At 38.8% G+C, this 17,930-nt stretch carries 16 protein-coding genes; 11 read left to right on the top strand and 5 right to left on the bottom strand.

Annotated features, from left to right (window positions below):
• The first annotated feature begins 57 nt into the window (after positions 1-57).
• Positions 58-390 carry a hypothetical protein gene (locus J2S05_RS15300; protein ID WP_306984305.1) on the top strand — a complete coding sequence of 111 codons (333 nt, stop codon included), beginning with the start codon at positions 58-60 and terminating at the stop codon, positions 388-390.
• 78 nt (positions 391-468) lie between these two features.
• Here the strand turns inward: J2S05_RS15300 and J2S05_RS15295 are convergent, their stop codons facing one another.
• Positions 469-708: a hypothetical protein gene (locus J2S05_RS15295; RefSeq protein WP_306984303.1), complete on the bottom strand. Its 240-nt coding sequence runs from the start codon at positions 706-708 to the stop codon at positions 469-471.
• Between the two features lie 59 nt (positions 709-767).
• Positions 768-926, bottom strand: a complete 159-nt coding sequence (locus J2S05_RS15290; protein ID WP_306984301.1) for a hypothetical protein — start codon at positions 924-926, stop codon at positions 768-770.
• 84 nt (positions 927-1,010) lie between these two features.
• On the opposite strand from J2S05_RS15290, the gene rnhA reads away from it, so the two are divergent.
• From rnhA to J2S05_RS15240, 10 genes are all read left to right on the top strand, one after another.
• Positions 1,011-1,649: a ribonuclease H gene (gene rnhA, locus J2S05_RS15285; RefSeq protein WP_306984298.1), complete on the top strand. Its 639-nt coding sequence runs from the start codon at positions 1,011-1,013 to the stop codon at positions 1,647-1,649.
• A gap of 12 nt (positions 1,650-1,661) precedes the next feature.
• Positions 1,662-3,023, top strand: coding sequence for an aldehyde dehydrogenase (locus tag J2S05_RS15280; protein ID WP_306984296.1), 1,362 nt, complete (start codon positions 1,662-1,664; stop codon positions 3,021-3,023).
• A gap of 11 nt (positions 3,024-3,034) precedes the next feature.
• Positions 3,035-4,336, top strand: a complete 1,302-nt coding sequence (locus J2S05_RS15275; protein WP_306984294.1) for a lysine N(6)-hydroxylase/L-ornithine N(5)-oxygenase family protein — start codon at positions 3,035-3,037, stop codon at positions 4,334-4,336.
• Between the two features lie 129 nt (positions 4,337-4,465).
• Positions 4,466-5,929 (top strand): catalase, encoded by a 1,464-nt coding sequence (locus tag J2S05_RS15270; protein WP_306984293.1) that lies wholly within the window; start codon positions 4,466-4,468, stop codon positions 5,927-5,929.
• A 143-nt stretch (positions 5,930-6,072) separates the two neighbouring features.
• On the top strand, positions 6,073-9,126 hold the full coding sequence (locus J2S05_RS15265; protein WP_306984291.1) for a GNAT family N-acetyltransferase: 3,054 nt from the start codon (positions 6,073-6,075) through the stop codon (positions 9,124-9,126).
• Complete coding sequence (locus tag J2S05_RS15260; RefSeq protein WP_306984289.1) at positions 9,113-9,967, top strand: amidohydrolase family protein; 855 nt, start codon at positions 9,113-9,115, stop codon at positions 9,965-9,967. The genes J2S05_RS15265 and J2S05_RS15260 overlap by 14 nt, the downstream gene beginning before the upstream one ends.
• Before the next feature lie 122 nt (positions 9,968-10,089).
• Positions 10,090-10,656, top strand: a complete 567-nt coding sequence (locus J2S05_RS15255; protein ID WP_306984286.1) for a chromate transporter — start codon at positions 10,090-10,092, stop codon at positions 10,654-10,656.
• A gap of 12 nt (positions 10,657-10,668) precedes the next feature.
• Positions 10,669-11,199, top strand: a complete 531-nt coding sequence (locus J2S05_RS15250) for a chromate transporter (RefSeq protein ID WP_306984284.1) — start codon at positions 10,669-10,671, stop codon at positions 11,197-11,199.
• Positions 11,200-11,274: 75 nt separating this feature from the next.
• Positions 11,275-13,050, top strand: coding sequence for a M3 family oligoendopeptidase (locus J2S05_RS15245; protein WP_306984283.1), 1,776 nt, complete (start codon positions 11,275-11,277; stop codon positions 13,048-13,050).
• Positions 13,051-13,536: 486 nt separating this feature from the next.
• Positions 13,537-14,508, top strand: coding sequence for a bile acid:sodium symporter family protein (locus tag J2S05_RS15240; RefSeq protein ID WP_306984280.1), 972 nt, complete (start codon positions 13,537-13,539; stop codon positions 14,506-14,508).
• A 228-nt stretch (positions 14,509-14,736) separates the two neighbouring features.
• On the opposite strand, the gene J2S05_RS15235 is transcribed toward J2S05_RS15240, so the two are convergent.
• The 3 genes from J2S05_RS15235 to J2S05_RS15225 form a co-directional block, all read right to left on the bottom strand.
• A complete protein-coding gene (locus J2S05_RS15235; RefSeq protein ID WP_306984279.1) occupies positions 14,737-15,078 on the bottom strand; it encodes a hypothetical protein in 342 nt (113 codons plus the stop codon).
• A 1,500-nt stretch (positions 15,079-16,578) separates the two neighbouring features.
• Positions 16,579-16,908, bottom strand: a complete 330-nt coding sequence (locus J2S05_RS15230) for a hypothetical protein (protein WP_306984278.1) — start codon at positions 16,906-16,908, stop codon at positions 16,579-16,581.
• A 636-nt stretch (positions 16,909-17,544) separates the two neighbouring features.
• Complete coding sequence (locus J2S05_RS15225; protein WP_306984277.1) at positions 17,545-17,922, bottom strand: YwqH-like family protein; 378 nt, start codon at positions 17,920-17,922, stop codon at positions 17,545-17,547.
• Between the last annotated feature and the right edge of the window lie 8 nt (positions 17,923-17,930).

Here is a 17,930-nt window from a genome sequence, read left to right as displayed (position 1 = left end):
AGTGAAAAGATGTAGCTTGGTTTGACCAAGTATAAGCATCATCAGGAGGGGACAAGAATGGAAATCAACAACATGCAAGTGTACTTCGAAGAGAAGCTGGTTAATTCCAAAATCCAATTTGAGCGCACGATTGATTGCAAGCATACGGAGTTTGATGACCTTTACCCTTATATGACGGAACAGCCACAGTTCTTTTGGTATAAGCGCTATGTGGCATGGCAGGAGCTTTTAACACTTGTTCAAGTTGCAGAAGACTTTGAGTACGATTGGGTGAAGGCTTTCACTGAAAAACAAAAAGCGTATATTCAATCACGCATTTTGGATGCGAAAGTGTTGGATGATTGGTATGAAGAACAAGAGCTTGAAGCAGAGCAGGAGCAATCTCAATAAACATCAATAAATAATTCAAAGGATGGTCCGGTCAGTTTTCGGACCATCCTTTAATGTTATTAGGAGAGATATTGACCGTTATGCAATGGTGATTTTAGAATATTTGTGATGATGAACACTTTCTATCTCATCCTCAATATCGATGCTGATCTCCTCATTGGTTGGCAAATCATCGTAATATTGCACGATTTCTAAGTTTGTTAAACAGAGTAGTAGATAGGGATAGCGTTCATCAAGATCCTCAATTAATGCAAAAAGCTTTTTGCTTTTTGAAAATAGTAATTCTCCAGCTTGTCTTTTCTCTTCTTTACGATTCATGAGAACATCCACTTTGTACATCTCCTTTCAAGGTTTCATAGAAAAAGATCGGGCGAATCTTATTCGCCGGAAGATTTTTGGTTCTTTGATTGTTTGTGATTTGCTTTGTTCTCGCCATTGTCTATCATTTCGCTAGACACTTCTTCATTAAACAATGTTTCAGTGGGGGTCTGATTATTCGTTAACGCTTTATTTTTTTGTTTGTTGCGTTTGGTCATGAAGGTAGCCTCCTCAAAAAGTAAAAGTACGTAGGTAATAGTATCGGTTTATAGCCGTCATTTCATACAAAGAAGGTGGATTTTTTGGCAAAGAGTAAATTTTATGTCGTTTGGAAAGGGATTCAACCTGGCATTTATACAAGCTGGGCAGAATGTGAAGCACAAGTAAAAGGGTTTCCTGGTGCAAGATTTAAATCGTTTCCGACAAAAACCGAGGCAGAACAGGCTTTTCACTCAAAGCCAGGATCAAAGACAAGTCCTAAAAAATCAGGAAGTTCAAAGCCTAAAACAGATAAAGTAATAAGCCAGGATCAAATTATTTGGGAAAGTGTCTCTGTTGATGTTGGATCACGTGGAAATCCGGGTATAGTGGAGTATAAAGGTGTAGATACAAAAACAGGAGAAATTCTATTCTCACATGGAGAAATACATATTGGCACAAATAATATGGGGGAATTCCTCGCTATTGTCCATGCTCTTGCTTATCTAAAAGAACGAAATGACACAACCACACCTGTCTATTCAGATTCACGAACAGCGTTAAAGTGGGTCAAGGACAAAAAGGCCAACTCAAGTTTAGAACGCTCGCTTAAAACAGAAGAAATGTGGTTATTAATGGATCGTGCGGAGAAATGGTTGCAGACGAATACGTATTCAAATCCCATTCTGAAATGGGAAACGAAGCATTGGGGAGAAATTAAAGCTGATTACGGTAGAAAATAAAGGAGGACTAAGATGTATCAAACATTACGCACGGCTCAAAAACAATATTTTTATAGCGGGATCACCCGATCGTTAGAGTTCCGACTTAACCAGTTGGATAAACTGAGAAAAGTAATCAAACAAAACGAAAATAGGATTTTGCACGCTTTAAAATTAGATTTGAATAAGTCCAAAGAAGAAGCCTTTACAACTGAAATTGGCTTTTTATATGCTGAAATCACTCATTTTGAAGCATCCTTAAAAGAGTGGATGAGTCCTCAAAAAGTTAAGTCACCCGCTTCTCATACAGGGGCTAAAAGTTATGTTATCCATGAGCCGCGTGGGTCAGTTTTAATCATTGCACCATGGAATTACCCATTTCAATTAGCCATGGCGCCACTAGTGGGTGCTATGGCAGCAGGGAATTGTGCGGTTGTGAAGCCATCTGAGCTGACACCACATACATCAGCTGTCATTGCTGAATTATTAGGAGATACTTTTTCTGATGACTATATTGCGGTCGTCGAAGGTGCAGTGGAGACTAGTACGGAGCTTCTAAATGAACCATTTGATTATATCTTTTTCACAGGTAGTGTAGGTGTCGGTAAAGTAGTCATGGAAGCAGCGGCAAAGCACCTAACTCCGCATACGCTTGAATTAGGTGGGAAAAGCCCAGCAATCGTTCATCATGATGCAAAGCTTGATCTTGCGGCTAAGCGTATTGCGTGGGGGAAATTTCTTAATGCCGGTCAAACCTGTATAGCACCTGATTATGTGTTAGTGGATGAGCAGGTTAAAGATGAATTTCTGAAGAAACTTGAGAAGCATACAAATGATTTATATAAGAAACCCTGGAAAAAAGGTCAATACCCACGAATCGTCAGTGATAGACATTTCGACAGATTAGTTAAGTTTCTTGAGGACGGTAGAGTATTGGTTGGTGGTCAATACAAACGGGATGACTTAGCTCTTTCCCCAACAGTATTAGATGATGTGGAGTGGGACTCACCAATTATGCAGGATGAAATTTTTGGTCCAATCCTACCGATTCTTACGTATTCTTCTACTTCTGAAGCACAATCATTGATTCGAGATCGTCCAAACCCACTTGCGTTGTATGTGTTTACTGAAAGCAAAGAGGTGGAGGCGCAATTTGTTGAAGAACTCTCCTTTGGTGGTGGGTGTGTAAATGATACGATCATGCACGTGGCAAATCCGTATCTTCCATTTGGTGGCGCAGGGACAAGCGGTATTGGAGCGTATCATGGATATGATAGCTTCCTTACGTTCTCTCACAAAAAAGGCATGGTTAAGCAATCAACCGCATTTGACCTGCCTGTACGTTATAAGCAGGGCCCAATCACTCACAAACTAGTACGTAAGTTGATGAAATAGGAGGAACCACTGTGCACATCAAGGAACATGTTGACCTTCTTGGAGTAGGTATCGGCCCTTTTAATCTAGGATTAGCCGCTTTGCTCGAAGAAGGTACGAATTTAACCTGTCGTTTTTTTGATCAGCAGACTAGCCTTCGATGGCATCCAGGCATGCTGATTGATCAAACGGACTTACAGGTGCCTTTTTTGGCTGATTTAGTGACATTTGCTAATCCCAAAAGCTCTTTCACATTTTTGAATTATTTGCATGAACAAGAGCGTTTATATGCGTTTTATTTTTTTAAGCGTTTTGATATTCCTAGAAAGGAATATAATGCGTATTTGCAGTGGGCGGCTGCTAAACTTACTAGCTGCCAATTTGGTGTGCGAGTCGATGATGTGGAATATGATGAAACAAAAAAGCATTATCTGGTTACCTGTACAAATAATCAAAATGAGACGAAGTTTGCTGTTACCTGTAAGCACATTGTGATGGGAACTGGAAGTGTTCCTCTCATTCCAGGCTCTCTGAAGGATACGGTATCAGGTGAAGACTTAGTTCATTCAAGTGAATATCTGCAGAATAGTGAAGAGTTAAAACGCTCCAAATCAATTACAATTGTCGGTTCTGGACAAAGTGCAGCTGAGATTTTTTATGAATTGTTAGAGGATCAGGATCAATTTGGCTATGAGCTTAGTTGGTTTACTCGTTCGGCTGGTTTTTTTCAAATGGAAGAAGGCAAACTTGGTTTGGAGATGTTTTCACCTGAATATGTTGAGTACTTCCATGAGCTTCCCTTTTCTAAGAGAAAAGAAGCACTTCCGATGTTAGGCGGGATACGAAATGGGGTACAGGTGAAGACGCTGAAAAATATATATGATCTACTTTATCATCGTTCTATTGGTCTTGGGCACTCACCTGCGCGTATTCAAGCCATGTCTGAGCTAGATGACATTAAGAGATTTGACGCGACAACCTATGAGCTATCATTCACCCAGTCGCAGACTGAATCAAGCTTTACGCATCATTCTGAGAAGATTGTGATGGCGACGGGATACGAACCAAATGTACCAAAATGGTTTCACAAAATGAAAGAGGACATCATTTGGGAGAGTGATACTGAGTTTGCAGTAGAGCTTGATGGACGTGTCCAATTTAAAGAACCGAGAGAAGCAAATCTATTTGCTTTAACAAATGTGGTTCACGCACATGCAACAAGTGCAACGAATTTGCAATTAGCCGTACAGCGGAATCAACGTATTATTAATCAAGTGACGGGCGAAGAAACGTATCCAATTAGCAGAGGGAATACCTTTCAACAATTCTTCTAGAAAGCAATCACTAGTGATTGACAGTCTAAGAAAGAATGGATAAAATGAAAGTAGTTAACGATAATGATTATTATGAGATAATTATTATCGATTGATTTTTTATACTTTTTATTAGAGAGGGGAATACCGATGAAAAAGCTTACGACAAACCAAGGTCAACCGATATATGATAATCAGAATTCCCGAACGGCGGGACAACGTGGACCCACTTTACTTGAAGACTATCAACTGATTGAAAAGCTAGCTCATTTTGATCGTGAACGTATACCTGAACGTGTTGTGCATGCACGTGGCGCAGGGGCGCACGGAGTTTTTAAGCTTTCTAACAGTATGAAACGATATACAAAAGCAGGTTTTTTGCAGGATGAGGGAACAGAGACTCCGGTTTTTGTGCGATTTTCAACGGTTATACACGGACAACATTCACCTGAAACCCTTCGTGATCCGCGGGGATTCTCTGTTAAATTTTATACAGAAGAAGGTAACTGGGATTTTGTAGGGAATAACCTTCCTGTCTTTTTCATTCGTGACTCGATTAAATTCCCTGATATGGTCCACTCTCTAAAACCAGACCCACGTACAAATGTACAAGATCCGAATCGTTATTGGGATTTTATGTCCCTTTCACCAGAATCGACGAATATGATGATGCATTTGTTTACAGATGAAGGAATTCCGGCTAACTATCGTGAAATGCGCGGTTCTAGTGTACATGCCTTCAAATGGATTAATGCCTATGGCAACACCGTCTATGTGAAGTTCCGTTGGGTTCCTAAAATGGGACAACGAAATCTATCGGCTGAAGAAGCAACGGAGGTTCAAGGACAGGACTTTAATCACGCATCGGTTGATCTCTATGAATCTATTGAAAAAGGAGATTATCCGGAATGGGATTTTTATGTTCAAATCCTAGATCCAGCTGATATGGATAACTATGACTTTGATCCGCTTGATGCGACAAAGGATTGGTTTGAGGAAGACTTTCCTTATCATCATGTTGGTACAATGACATTAAATCGTAACCCTGAGAATGTGTTCTCTGAAACAGAGCAAGTTGGATTTAATCCTGGTGTGGTTATTCCTGGTATCGAACCATCTGAGGATAAATTACTTCAAGGTCGTCTGTTTTCATATTCTGATACTCAGCGTTACCGGATTGGTGCTAACTACTTGCAGCTTCCAGTTAACTGTCCATTTGCTCAGGTAAATAATTATCAAAGAGATGGTGCGATGCCATTTAAGCAGCAAACTAGCTCAGTGAATTATGAACCAAATCGCTACGAAACAGAACCAAAAGAGGATGAACTTCACGTAGATTATAAAGCACCTAATGAAGGTGAAACTCGTGGACGTCAAGCGATTGAAAAGAAAAATCATTTCGGTCAAGCCGGCCAGGTTTGGCGCCGCCATAGCAAAGAGATGCAGGATTCTCTTGTGAAGAATCTAGTAGCTGACTGGCAGGACGTTGAACAGAGAACCGTTCTGTTGCTACTATGTAATTTTTATCGTGCAGATGCTGATCTTGGTAAACGACTAGCAAAAGAAATGGGCGTAGATTTGTCTCCGTATCTTGAAAAACTTGAACAGATGTAAGTTTGTTCATTTAGAAGCCTTTCCTCTTTAGAGGAAGGCTTTTTTTGTTAGATATGAAAACTGTTTCTTTTTATTTACAAATGGAAGGAATATTCATACAATTATAAGAGATTGTGTTTTATAGAGAGGGGAAGATGTTCAGCGTGATTACATATGAAATTATTGAATATAAAGAAACGTTTGCAGAGAAAGTTGCACACATGTGGAACGAAAGTCGAGAAGGCTGGGGTGGAGATCAGGAAGTTGAAACAGAAGAGGAGCGAAGACAAGCCGAAGCAACAAATGGCAACATCCTTACACTTTTAGCGTATGACGGAGAAGATGTGATTGGTTATTGTGGATTCTCCGAATTTAAAGGAGATGAAGGGGCTCTTTATATTCCTCTATTAAATGTTCATCCAAACCACCATGGAAAAGGCATAGGAAAAAAACTTGTATTAGAAGCATTAAAACGCACAACAGAACTTGGATGGCCACGTCTCGATTTGTACACATGGCCCGGTAATACAAAAGCTGTCCCGTTATATAAACGGTGTGGGTTCTTCTGGGAAGAGCGAGATGATCGTGTTCATTTACTTAATTTTATCCCTAAAATTATTACACACCCTGTACTCAGTCAATATATAGATGATTCTAATTGGTATGACAGTTTAAAAAGAGAAATCTCAATTAAACCAGACGGCGATAAGGAGAATGGCTTCACCTATTACTCGTATCATTTTGAAACAGAAAAAGGAGTTGTACACGCTCGAATCGAGCAGAGTGGAAGAGGCATTTCTTCGTTCTCGACTGAGCAATATGAAGTGGAGTGGACACTTCCTTCGCAGCAACTTTTATTGTCAGGTCAATATGAAGGCCATGTCCATATCCGAAATAAGCAGACAGCTGCCTTAAAAGTAAATGGTAAGCTTGTGGATCATCCTTACATAGAGGGTTCTTTAGTTATGAACGAAAAGGTTAAAGACACACTAAATGTTAAGGTTCCTTTTACTGTTGTGAAGGCTCCTGACTTTGAACAGTCAAAGTGGAAAACGCATCCACGTCTCTGCATTGAGATGGAGATAGATGGTGAAGAATTTGAATTGGAACTTGGGACAGTCATTCAAAAACCTGTTAAATTAGAACCGTTTCTAATGAATACAAAGAATGTGAAGACAGGGCAGCGCAGTGAATATTATGTACGTGTCAAAAATCAATTAGAAGAAAAACAAACCGTTCACTTAAAGATATGTGGTGTAGAAACACCATATATCGTAGAGCTTTCGCCTGCAGAGAAACAAGTGATAACCGTGCCTTTCACTGTTCAATCAGCTGGTGTGATGAATATAGAGATAGAGGTACATGCTACGTTAGACTGGTTACATTCAACGTATGAAGAACAAGTAGCGGTGGCAGTTCCATCTAGAAATGTTTCATTTGTTATGGAGACACCAATCTATTTATATGTATACCACGGCTCAAAATTGATGAGGTGTAGTAAAGAGGACCATCAAACGATTCTCATGGATGCTTTTACAGGTGAACGGATCCCTCTTGTCTTTTTACATCCATTACTAGGTAAACCCTATTCACACTATCTAGCAAAACAAACATGGACTAGCTATACCTTTGAACAGGATACACAAGGAGTTTCACTCAAGTTATCTTATGGTCTTGAACAGCCTCAATGCACCATTAACCATATGTTTACTTGGACACATGATGGACAGTTAGCATCGGCACTCGAAGTTACAAATACAGGATCATCTGCTTTAACAGATTTGTATGTGGGGCAGTTATTTTATTTAGACGAAGAAAGGGTCATCCTACCTTTAGAGGAGTCTTTATTGGAGGCAGATGAGTCTGTAAGTCTTGATCTGTTACCACTTGATCAAATCAGTGAGCCTTGGCTTTTTATTGAAGGTAGATCTCATACGTTTGCCTTACAATGGCCTGAGGGTGCTACTTTGTATACACCTAGTTGGCAGGCTCTTATAGAGCAGCAAACAGAAGTCATTCAACCTGGGGCCAGTCATCTTTTTGAGCCTTTACGAATTGATATTGACGTCTATGCAAACTGGCAGACATTTCAACAAGACATGAAGCCACAGGCATTACGAAAAATTATTCATCTCGCTTTTTCCAAGCAGCACGGCTTTTATGTGCCTGGTGAAGAACTAGAGCTTGAGTTATCTCAGCAATCGAAGCAAGTGACATCGGGAAAAGTGAAAATGACTGATGCTGATGATGAACAGTTGAAGCTGGAAGGTGTTTCAAATCAGAGAATTAGTCAGACACTATCATTAGACGCTATTACAAGTGTGGACGCATCTATTTTAACTGGAGCAAGCAAAACCAGCTATTCAGCTAAAGCCATCCCAATACAAGAGACAGCCGTCGAACAACAGATTACCCAAGAGCAGGGACATGACGTTTGGACCGTGGATAACGGTGTGTTAACCTTTAAAGTAGCTCCAGGTTATTTTCCATCCATGTACTCTTTGACGACTAAAAAGAAAGAATGGCTGGATCATGTGTTTCCAACTCCAGGCCCAAAATCTTGGTGGAACCCATGGGGAGGCGGCATTCATATCATTCCGTCTGAGATGAATCTATATACGCTTCTTAAGCAGACATCTACGGCTACATTTTGTGCGCGTTTTGACCAATGGGGGCATAAATGGGAAGGGATTCAACTAGATGTGGACTTCACCGATCATGTTGAATGGAAAGGCATGAAACTGCGACAATACTTTCTAACATTACCTGGAAGTCCTATTGTTGCAACCTATTATGAGGTCTGGCATTTGGATCAATTATTAGTAGCCGATGTCTTTAGGTCTGTTTGCTTTTTAAATAAAGAAGCAGGTTTGCTTACTTATTATCCTCATGATGCCAACGATCAATGGAAACTCTCAGGTCAAGAAGGTACAGAGTTATCTGGGAGTCAGCTTAGCTCTATTATTCGTGTGTGGGATGAAAAGGAATCGGAGGGGCTTGTTATTGTGCCTACTGATTTATATTTGGATGCTACGGTTTATTCTAATGCCGAAGCGTGGACTTGGTCTTCAAACCAAACATACACGGCAACACCACAAACCAAATACGTTCGGTCTCATACAACGTTTTTCTGTGTGACAGACAAGCATCAATCTACATCCGGTTGGGAATGGCTAAAACATCTTAGATTCAAGGAGGTTGACCATGAAAGTCATTGATGCACATTTGCATTTTTCAAATATCCAATCCTTTAAAGATACAGCATCAGACTTGGCTGATATCTCTTACAACACAGAAGGTCTGCTGAAAGAATACAAGGATGCAAATGTTGTCTTAGGTATAGGCATGGGTGTGGAAGAAACGGTAGCTGGCGAATTTCCAGACCGTGCAGCACCGGCATTAATGGGTCTTGATCTTGAAACAAGACCCAATCAAATTGTTTGTTGTATTGGAATTAATCCATTTTTATTTACGGAAAATTCGTTGGTACAATTAGAGGCTGAGCTTCAGAAGGATTGGATCGTAGGAATTAAAATCTATCTAGGATACTATCCATATTATGCGTATGATGAGGTCTATCAGCCCATTTATCGACTGGCAAAAGAGTATAGTGTACCCATTGTTTATCATACTGGAGACACGTATGCTGAGAAAGGCTTGCTTAAATACTCTCATCCGTTAACCATTGATGAGGTCGCTGTTGAACACCGGGATGTTCAATTTATGATGGCTCATTTTGGAGATCCTTGGTGCTTAACGGCCGCAGAAGTCATTTATAAGAACCGCAATGTTTTTGCCGATCTTTCTGGCCTTATTGTTGGAACGGGTGAAAGAGTGGGAAGACATTTTGATCGGGACAATCGCTATTTTGATCACTTAAGACAAGCATTAGTATACTGTGATAGCTATGATCGATTATTGTTTGGGACAGACTGGCCACTCGTACAAGTGAAGCCTTATATGGAATGGCTCGCCGATATGATTCCGGAAACTTTCCACGATGACTTTTTCTATCACACCGCAACTCGTGTGTTTCCTAAAATTCAACGCTTTTTATAATCATAGAGTTCAAAGGACGTTTCTCTCCCTTATCATTGGGAAAGGACGTCCTTTGTTTGTCAGAAACTCTTCTTTGCATTAGTATTAGGGAGAATTATGTTAGTAAGGCAGGAGGAAAGAATATGAATTGGAAGATGCAAAAAGATCTGTTTATTGCTTTTTTCAGATCGACGATGCTTGGCTACGGTGGTGGACCTTCAACCATTCCACTGGTTCATGATGAAGTCGTGAAGCGATACAAATGGATGGATGATGAGGAGTTCGGTGATATCTTAGCTATAGGAAATACCTTACCCGGACCCATTGCAACAAAGATGGCTGGTTACATAGGTTATAGACTTGGTGGATGGGCTGGTATGCTTAATGCGTTATTTGCTACAGTCATCCCAACCGTGGTGATCCTAGCTGTATTACTTGGTATTTTATCATCGTTTAGTGAATCGTCTATTGTGCAAGGAATGACTCAAGCTGTGACACCTGTAGTTGGCGTTATGCTTCTTGTGATGACCTACACATTTGTGAAGCAATCTGGAAAAGGTTTAGGGTGGATTGGAACGGTTATTTTAGGGGTTGTTAGTTTTGTAGGAATGCAGTTACTAGGCATTCATCCTGCAATTATTATTGTTGTACTTATTGCGTTTGCATTATTAAAACCGGTTAAGAAACAAAATGAACAGCAAGCAAGCTAGAAGGAGTATCTAATGGTTTATATTCAATTATTTATTGCGTTTTTTATACCTGGAATTGTTGGATATGGGGGAGGACCTCCATCTATTCCTCTTATTCAGAATGAAGTCGTCAACCGGTATGGCTGGATGACGAATCAGGATTTTAGTGAACTTGTCGCATTAGGAAATGCACTCCCGGGTCCAATCGCAACAAAGCTAGCTGGTCAGATCGGCTATGAAGTAGCCGGCATTCCTGGAGCTGCAGTCGCACTCTTTGCTATGGTTGCACCAACGGTCTTATTGATGATTGTTCTATTAAATATTTTATTAAAATATAAAGATTCACCGAAAATTAAATTACTGACTAAATTAATTAAACCAACTATTGCGATCCTGCTTGGAGTCCTTGCTTATGATTTCTTTGCTGAATCATGGGGAGCAGCTGGAGCGATTCAAACGGTTATTCTGATCGTAGCAAGCTTCTTATTATTGGAGAAGTTCAAAGTCCACCCAGCTTTTGTTATTTTAGGATCCCTTTTATATGGTGCAATTTTTCTCGGATAATTAATAGATGCTATCTTCTGAAAAATTTGATAAACTAAGTATTACGTAATCCGAAATACTTAGGAGGAGATACATATGCATTATCCTGAAAATTGGGACCTAGAAACTTTTTTTGAAGGTGGAAGTGATTCTGCTGAATTCCAACATTTCTTAGAAGAAACAAAAGCCCAGCTATCACAGTTAGAAGCTGAGCTGGAAGGGACGTTATCAGAGGACCAGCTAGTCAAAGGCCTTGTGCGCATCCAAGAGATTGGTCTAAGAAACCAACATGCCGGTGGTTTTGTTAGTTGTTTAACCGCACAAAATGTGAAGGATAAACAAGCATTGATGTTGCAAGGGCAGCTTTTAGAAATTAGTGCACAACAACAAAATCTATTAGCAAGTCTTGAGCAGGAACTTGCCGAGTTAAGTGAAGCAGAATTTAAACAAGTGACAGAACGTACTGAACTAAATGAGGTCACGTTTAACCTTGAAGAAAAACGCCAAAAGGCAAAAGATAAGCTTTCACCTGCTGAAGAAAAGCTTGCGGCTGGCCTAGCGATTGATGGATATCATGCGTGGGGTAATTTTTATAATCAAGCCGTTGGACGTCTTGAAATTCCATTTGAAGAAGACGGCGAAACAAAACAATTATCTGCCGGTCAACTCCAAAATCGCATGAACAGCAGTGACCGTTCTGTTCGCGAGAAAGCATTTAAAGCAAACGAAGAAGCATGGCAAAAAGAATCGGATGTGTTCTCACAAACGATTAATCACTTGGCTGGCTTCCGCTTAAAATTATACGAAGCAAGAGGCTGGGAGAACGTCTTAAAAGAACCACTCGCCTATAACCGTATGCAAGAAAAAACACTGAACGCCATGTGGGACACAATTACAGAAAATAAGCCTGCATTTTATAAGTTTATGTCTAAAAAAGCAGAGCTACTTGGTGTGGACACTTTGTCTTTCCATGACGTAACAGCTCCCCTTCCAGTTGAAAACGATAAGAAGATCAGCTATCAAGAAGCGTGTGATCTTATTATTAAGCATTTCCGGACATTCAGTCCCGAGCTTGCTGATTTCACTGAAGGTGCCCTGCGTGATGGCTGGATTGAAGCAGAAGATCGTCCAGGCAAACGTCCAGGAGGATTCTGCACAACATTCCCTCTTAAAAAGCAGTCACGTATCTTCATGACCTATGATGGCTCCATGGCAAACGTAGCCACACTCGCGCACGAACTAGGACATGCCTATCACAGCCATTGCCTAAAAGAAAAGCAGCCATTTGCCCGACAATACGCAATGAACGTAGCTGAAACAGCATCTACATTCGCCGAAACCATTGTAGCAGACGCACTCGTGGCAGAAGCAGAAGACAAACAGCTGAAGCTCTCTTTACTAGAAAATAAAATTTCGCGTGCCCTTGCATTCTTCATGAACATACACGCCCGTTTCCTATTCGAAACAAGATTTTATGAAGCACGTAAAAAGAAAAGCCTATCAGCTGAAGAACTTAACGCACTCATGGAAGAAGCCCAACGAGAAGCCTACGGAAACCAACTCTCTGAGTATTCACCAAGCTTCTGGGCATCGAAGCTTCATTTCCATATCACACACGTGCCATTCTATAACTTCCCATATACCTTTGGCTACCTATTCAGCCTTGGTATCTACAAACAAGCAGTCGACGCAGGAGGCTCCTTCGAAAAAGCCTATATCTCTCTACTAGAAGACACAGCGAGCATGACAGTAGAAGACCTAGCACAAAAACACCTGCAAGCAGACCTAACAGACTCCGCGTTCTGGCAACAAGCCATTGACGTAGTACTAAAGGACGTAGAAGAATTCATACGTTTAAGTGAAGAAAGATAAGTAGGATACGAGAAACGCAGTGATGACTGCGTTTCTTTGTGGTTTTGGGGGAAGAGGGTGTGAGCGATGGGGTCGCGTGCGCGGAACTGTTGATTATGCGCGGAAAAGGGACCGCGGTGCGCGGAAAGTAAGGGCGTGTGCGCGAAAACATTGATTATGCGCGAAAAAGAGACCGCGGTGCGCGGGAACTAAGGCCGCGTGCGCGAACCTGTTGATTATGCGCGAAAAAGGGAGTGCGGTGCTCAAAAAGTTAGGTCGCGTGCGCGAAACCGTTGATTATGCGCGAAAAAGGGATCGCGGTGCTCAAAAAGATAGGGCGCGTGCGCGAAACTGTTGATTATGCGCGAAAAAGAGACCGCGGTGCTCAAAAACTCTACCCAGACACCAATCCCGCGCCTAACCCCACCACAACCAACACGTCTGCACAGAAAAATTAATTCATATGATACACTATAAAAAAAGAGAATCGTTAGTAGGAGAGATTCCATGTTAGTTACGCTAAATCGTATGCTTGAGCGAGCATTGCCTTTTTTGACGCCGATTGCTGTCATCATTGGTGTATGGTTGAGTTCGTTTTATTCAAATTATGTTTTTCTTGTTCCATATATTTTTGCCTTTATTACGTTTGCTAGTAGTTTAGCTATTAGTCCAAAGGATATCCGAAACATCATTCATTACCCAATGCCTATCTTAACAAGTATGATTATCCTCCAGGTGATCATGCCTCTCGTTGCTTTTGGAGTAGGGCATCTATTCTTTTCAGGTAACTTTGAGACGATCACTGGCCTTTTGTTAGCTTTTACAATTCCGACGGGCGTAGTGACCCTCATGTGGGTGTCCATTTATAACGGAAGTCGATCTTTGACACTAGCTATCATTCTTATTAATACATTACTTTCTCCATTTATCGTACCATTCACATTAAATCTACTAATTGGCGGATCGATTTCCATGGATACATGGGGAGTGATGAGTGGATTAATCATGATGGTTATGCTTCCATCAGCTGTAGGCATACTCGTTAATTATTTGAGAAAAGGCAAAATCATGACGATGAGCAAATCACTCGCCCCATTCGCAAAACTAAGTCTATTAACAGTCATTATGTTAAATGGCTCAATTGTTGCGCCGTATTTATCTTCAATTGATTCAAACGTCGTCCGTATCTTCTTAGTTGTTCTACTATTGGCCATATCAGGTTACCTAGTAGGCTTCCTGACCTCAAGAAGACTTGGTTTCTCAGCTGAAACATCAATTAGTATTATGTATAACTGCGGCATGAGAAACATCGGCGCAGGCGCAGCCATCGCCGTTGTATACTTTCCACCAGCCGTTTCACTGCCAGTAATTATGGGAACGCTGTTTCAACAAATCCTCGCTGCCTTATTCGGTAAAGTAATTTCAAAACGATTAAAAAGAGATTTACCCAATATGAATGAATCGATTGAAGCTAAATAAAAAAAGCTCCTGCCAGTGGTAGGAGCTTTTTTTAAAAGCTGTTTCAGGAAGGGCCAGTAAAATTAATTCTCTATGTAACGAAATACGCCCATATATTCCATGAAAGGAATTACTCCACCAGCAAATAAAAGGATACTACTAAAAAGTATAGACCCGTAAATTAATTTCACTTTTATAAACGAATACCTTTTTTCTAACTATTAACAAACAGTCTTAATTAAGTATTGATTATCTTTCTAAAGATTCAAATGCCCCGATATATCCCAGAAAAGGCATGATTACTCCCAAAAAAACTAACATAGAAGCTAAAAGAACAGATCCATAAATCACTTTTACTTTAATAAATGAATATTTTTTTTCTAAATATCGATAAGAAGCATGAGGAACAAACAAAAAACAAAGATAAATTAGATTTAAAAACTTTTCATCCCATTTTTGGGGTTTTGGAAATCGGAAAAGTTTGATAAGGGTTTCTAAATATTTAAAATTTCCTACAAGTAAAAATGTTGCACCGAACCCAAAGTAACAAGCTAAAGTGTAACCTATAAAAGCTAAAAAAAGGAAATACATCGTAACCTCCAATCAAAATATATATATTCGTGTATATTTCTCACTCAAATAAATTCTATTTTGTGTATAATTTCTCGATTTCCTCATCAGCTTAATTATGAGCTAATGAGAAGCTATATCTCACGCAGTACAATAATTCTTATAGCTCTAGCTGTTTAAGGGTGACCGCATAAAGAGAGGATGAGTAGGATGAGTTCTTCTGTCGAGTAAGTTAATATTGGTTTAATGGTCTTAATCCTTTTTTATTTTAGTTTATTTTTGTGTATCCTCAATGAGCTTGAACAAACCTATATGCTCCATTAAAAGGAATAAAACTCCGAAGAATAAAATTATACTTACGAAAAGCACAGCCCATAAATTAATTTCACTTTTATAAACGAATATCTTCCTTCTAAAAATCGGTAGGATATGTGTGGAACACTAAAAAAACAAAGATAAATGGGATGTAACAATTTTTCCTCAAAGGTAGAAGGGTTCGGAAATCGGAAAATATCAATTAATTTTTCTAGTGTTTTAAGGTTTCCAACGAAGAAAAATGTAATTCCGAAAGCAAAATAACAGGATATAGTATAAAGAAAAAATACCCAAAGATAGAAAAGCATACTTTTCTCCGATCTATACATTAATTTAGATATATCAATATATTTAATCTCTCAATTAATTAACAGTACTCTAGCGGATCTGAAAACCCTATGTCCTCCAAAAAAGGAAGGACAACTTCCCTAAATAAGGTGTTATTTAAACAAAATTATGTTTCTCTATACTTCAAATTCACTAATGCCTTTTATCCTGAGATCTTTCTAGGATTGATCATTGATTCACTTACTAATAACACCTAATAACTTTTAAGTAGAGTGATAGTGTTCTCAGTATTATGTATGTGTACTCAAGTTAATTTTTCTATGTTGTTTGACCATCTATCCTTATAGCTACGCCAATAATTTCTCCTTCAGAAATGACCTTTATGAAAGAATATCTCAGCTCAAGATATATATAAGTATTGGATCTTAGTTTTCACCCTTTTTTTAAAACGCAATTTCGAAAAAATATAAGATTAATCCTCTAACGGATTGAATACACCTATATATCCCATGAAAGGAACAACTACGCCGAAAAACAAAATTATACTTACAAAAAGCACAGATCCATATATCAGTTTTACTTTTATGAAAGAAAATCTTTTTTCTAAGAATCTATATGAAACTCGAGGGACACTAAAAAATAAAGGTAGATAAGATTTAAGAATTTCTCATCCAATTTTTTCGGATTTGGAAATCGGAAAATATCAATTAATTTTTCCAATGTTTTAAAGTTACCCACTAAGAAATAGGTAATCCCGAAAGCAAAGTAACAGGCTACTGTATAAAATATAAAAGCTATAAATAAAAAATACATTTGTTCTCCAATCTCAATTGTTAAATTTACTGCTCTCTTCTAATCTTTAATAGTAATTCGATTCTTAGCTGCAATTAATTATTTTTATATTTAAATATTGAAGCTTTAATTCAAATCAAAAAAATTTGCTATGGCTGGTGCTATAAATGCCACAAAGATAAATGTTAAGAGTATAAAAATCGCTCCATAAATTAAACTTGTTTTCCATGGGGAATATCTTTTGAATAAAAACATGTAAGGAGGATAAACAATACTCATGGTTAAAATATAAACAAAATTAAATAGCCATTCATCTATTTTTTTGGGATTGACCGTCCAAAAACCTTCTATATAGCGTCGATATATTGGACCTACTAATGTTAAACTAAATGCATTTATACCTTGAAAAGCAAGTATCATCATAAATATTAGAAATAAAATATCTTTAGATTCCATTATCTACCACCCGATTGAAAATATTATGAATTAATATCTATTCTAATTAAACTAACTAACATTGTTATTTAAATTAATTCATGTTCTATCTATAGAATTTAACGCGCCAATTTCCTCTAAAAAAGGAAGGATGAAGGTTAAAAAACTTACATAGAAGTAAAAAGTATAACCATAGATTAATTTGACTTTAATAAATGAATAACTTTCCTCTAGGAAGCGATAGGAAGCGTGAGGAACATACAAAAAACAAAGATGTATAGAATTTAAGAATTTTTTCTCAAATGTTTTAGGGTTCGGGAATCGAAATATGCCGATTAGTTGCTCTAAAGTTTTTAAGTTTCCTACAAGGAAAAATGTTGCGCCGAATCCAAAGTAACAGGCTATTGTATAAGATATAAAAAACAGAATAAGGAAATCCATGCTTTTCTCCTATCTTAGGGGGCGTTATATTGTAATCACCCTCAATACGTAATTATCTAAACTTCATTATTTTACTCTTGTATTTACATCTGCTAATTCTTTATATCCTGATATTTTCCTTTGATTGAACAACGATACACTTACCTCGAGCAAGTGATAACTTTTTCCGTCTTCATATTTGTGCATCTAACAAAAAAACTCCCATCACCTGGGAGTCTATTTATCTTTAGCTAATTCTCGATCTAAAGAACTTCTTAAAGTCTGAAGTCTACTAGTTTGATCCGTAATTCGATCCTGTGAATTATTTATCGCTTGTTCTACTCGGTCAAGTGCGTCGTCAACTTTATCAAGGAGTGAGTTATACGTATCAACGACTCCACTTTCTCGATTTTCATCAAATTTGTCAGCGTGGGTTCCCCTCCAAGTAGACATGGTTAGTTCAGGCTTGCTAAAATTAGGCTTGGAGCTTTGCATACTCGCTCTTCGTGCCTTAAGGTTGCCTCTGCAGTCTCTTAAACGCTCATTCTCATCGACTGCTGAAGCTAAGAAAAATTCAGAGTTTTTAATCTGGGAACGAAAAAGGGCTTCGGACATTGTTATTA

Origin of the sequence: Alkalicoccobacillus murimartini, from assembly GCF_030813245.1 — a bacterium.
GTDB lineage: Bacteria > Bacillota > Bacilli > Bacillales > Bacillaceae_D > Alkalicoccobacillus > Alkalicoccobacillus murimartini.
This window is presented reverse-complemented; position numbering and strand designations above follow the sequence as displayed.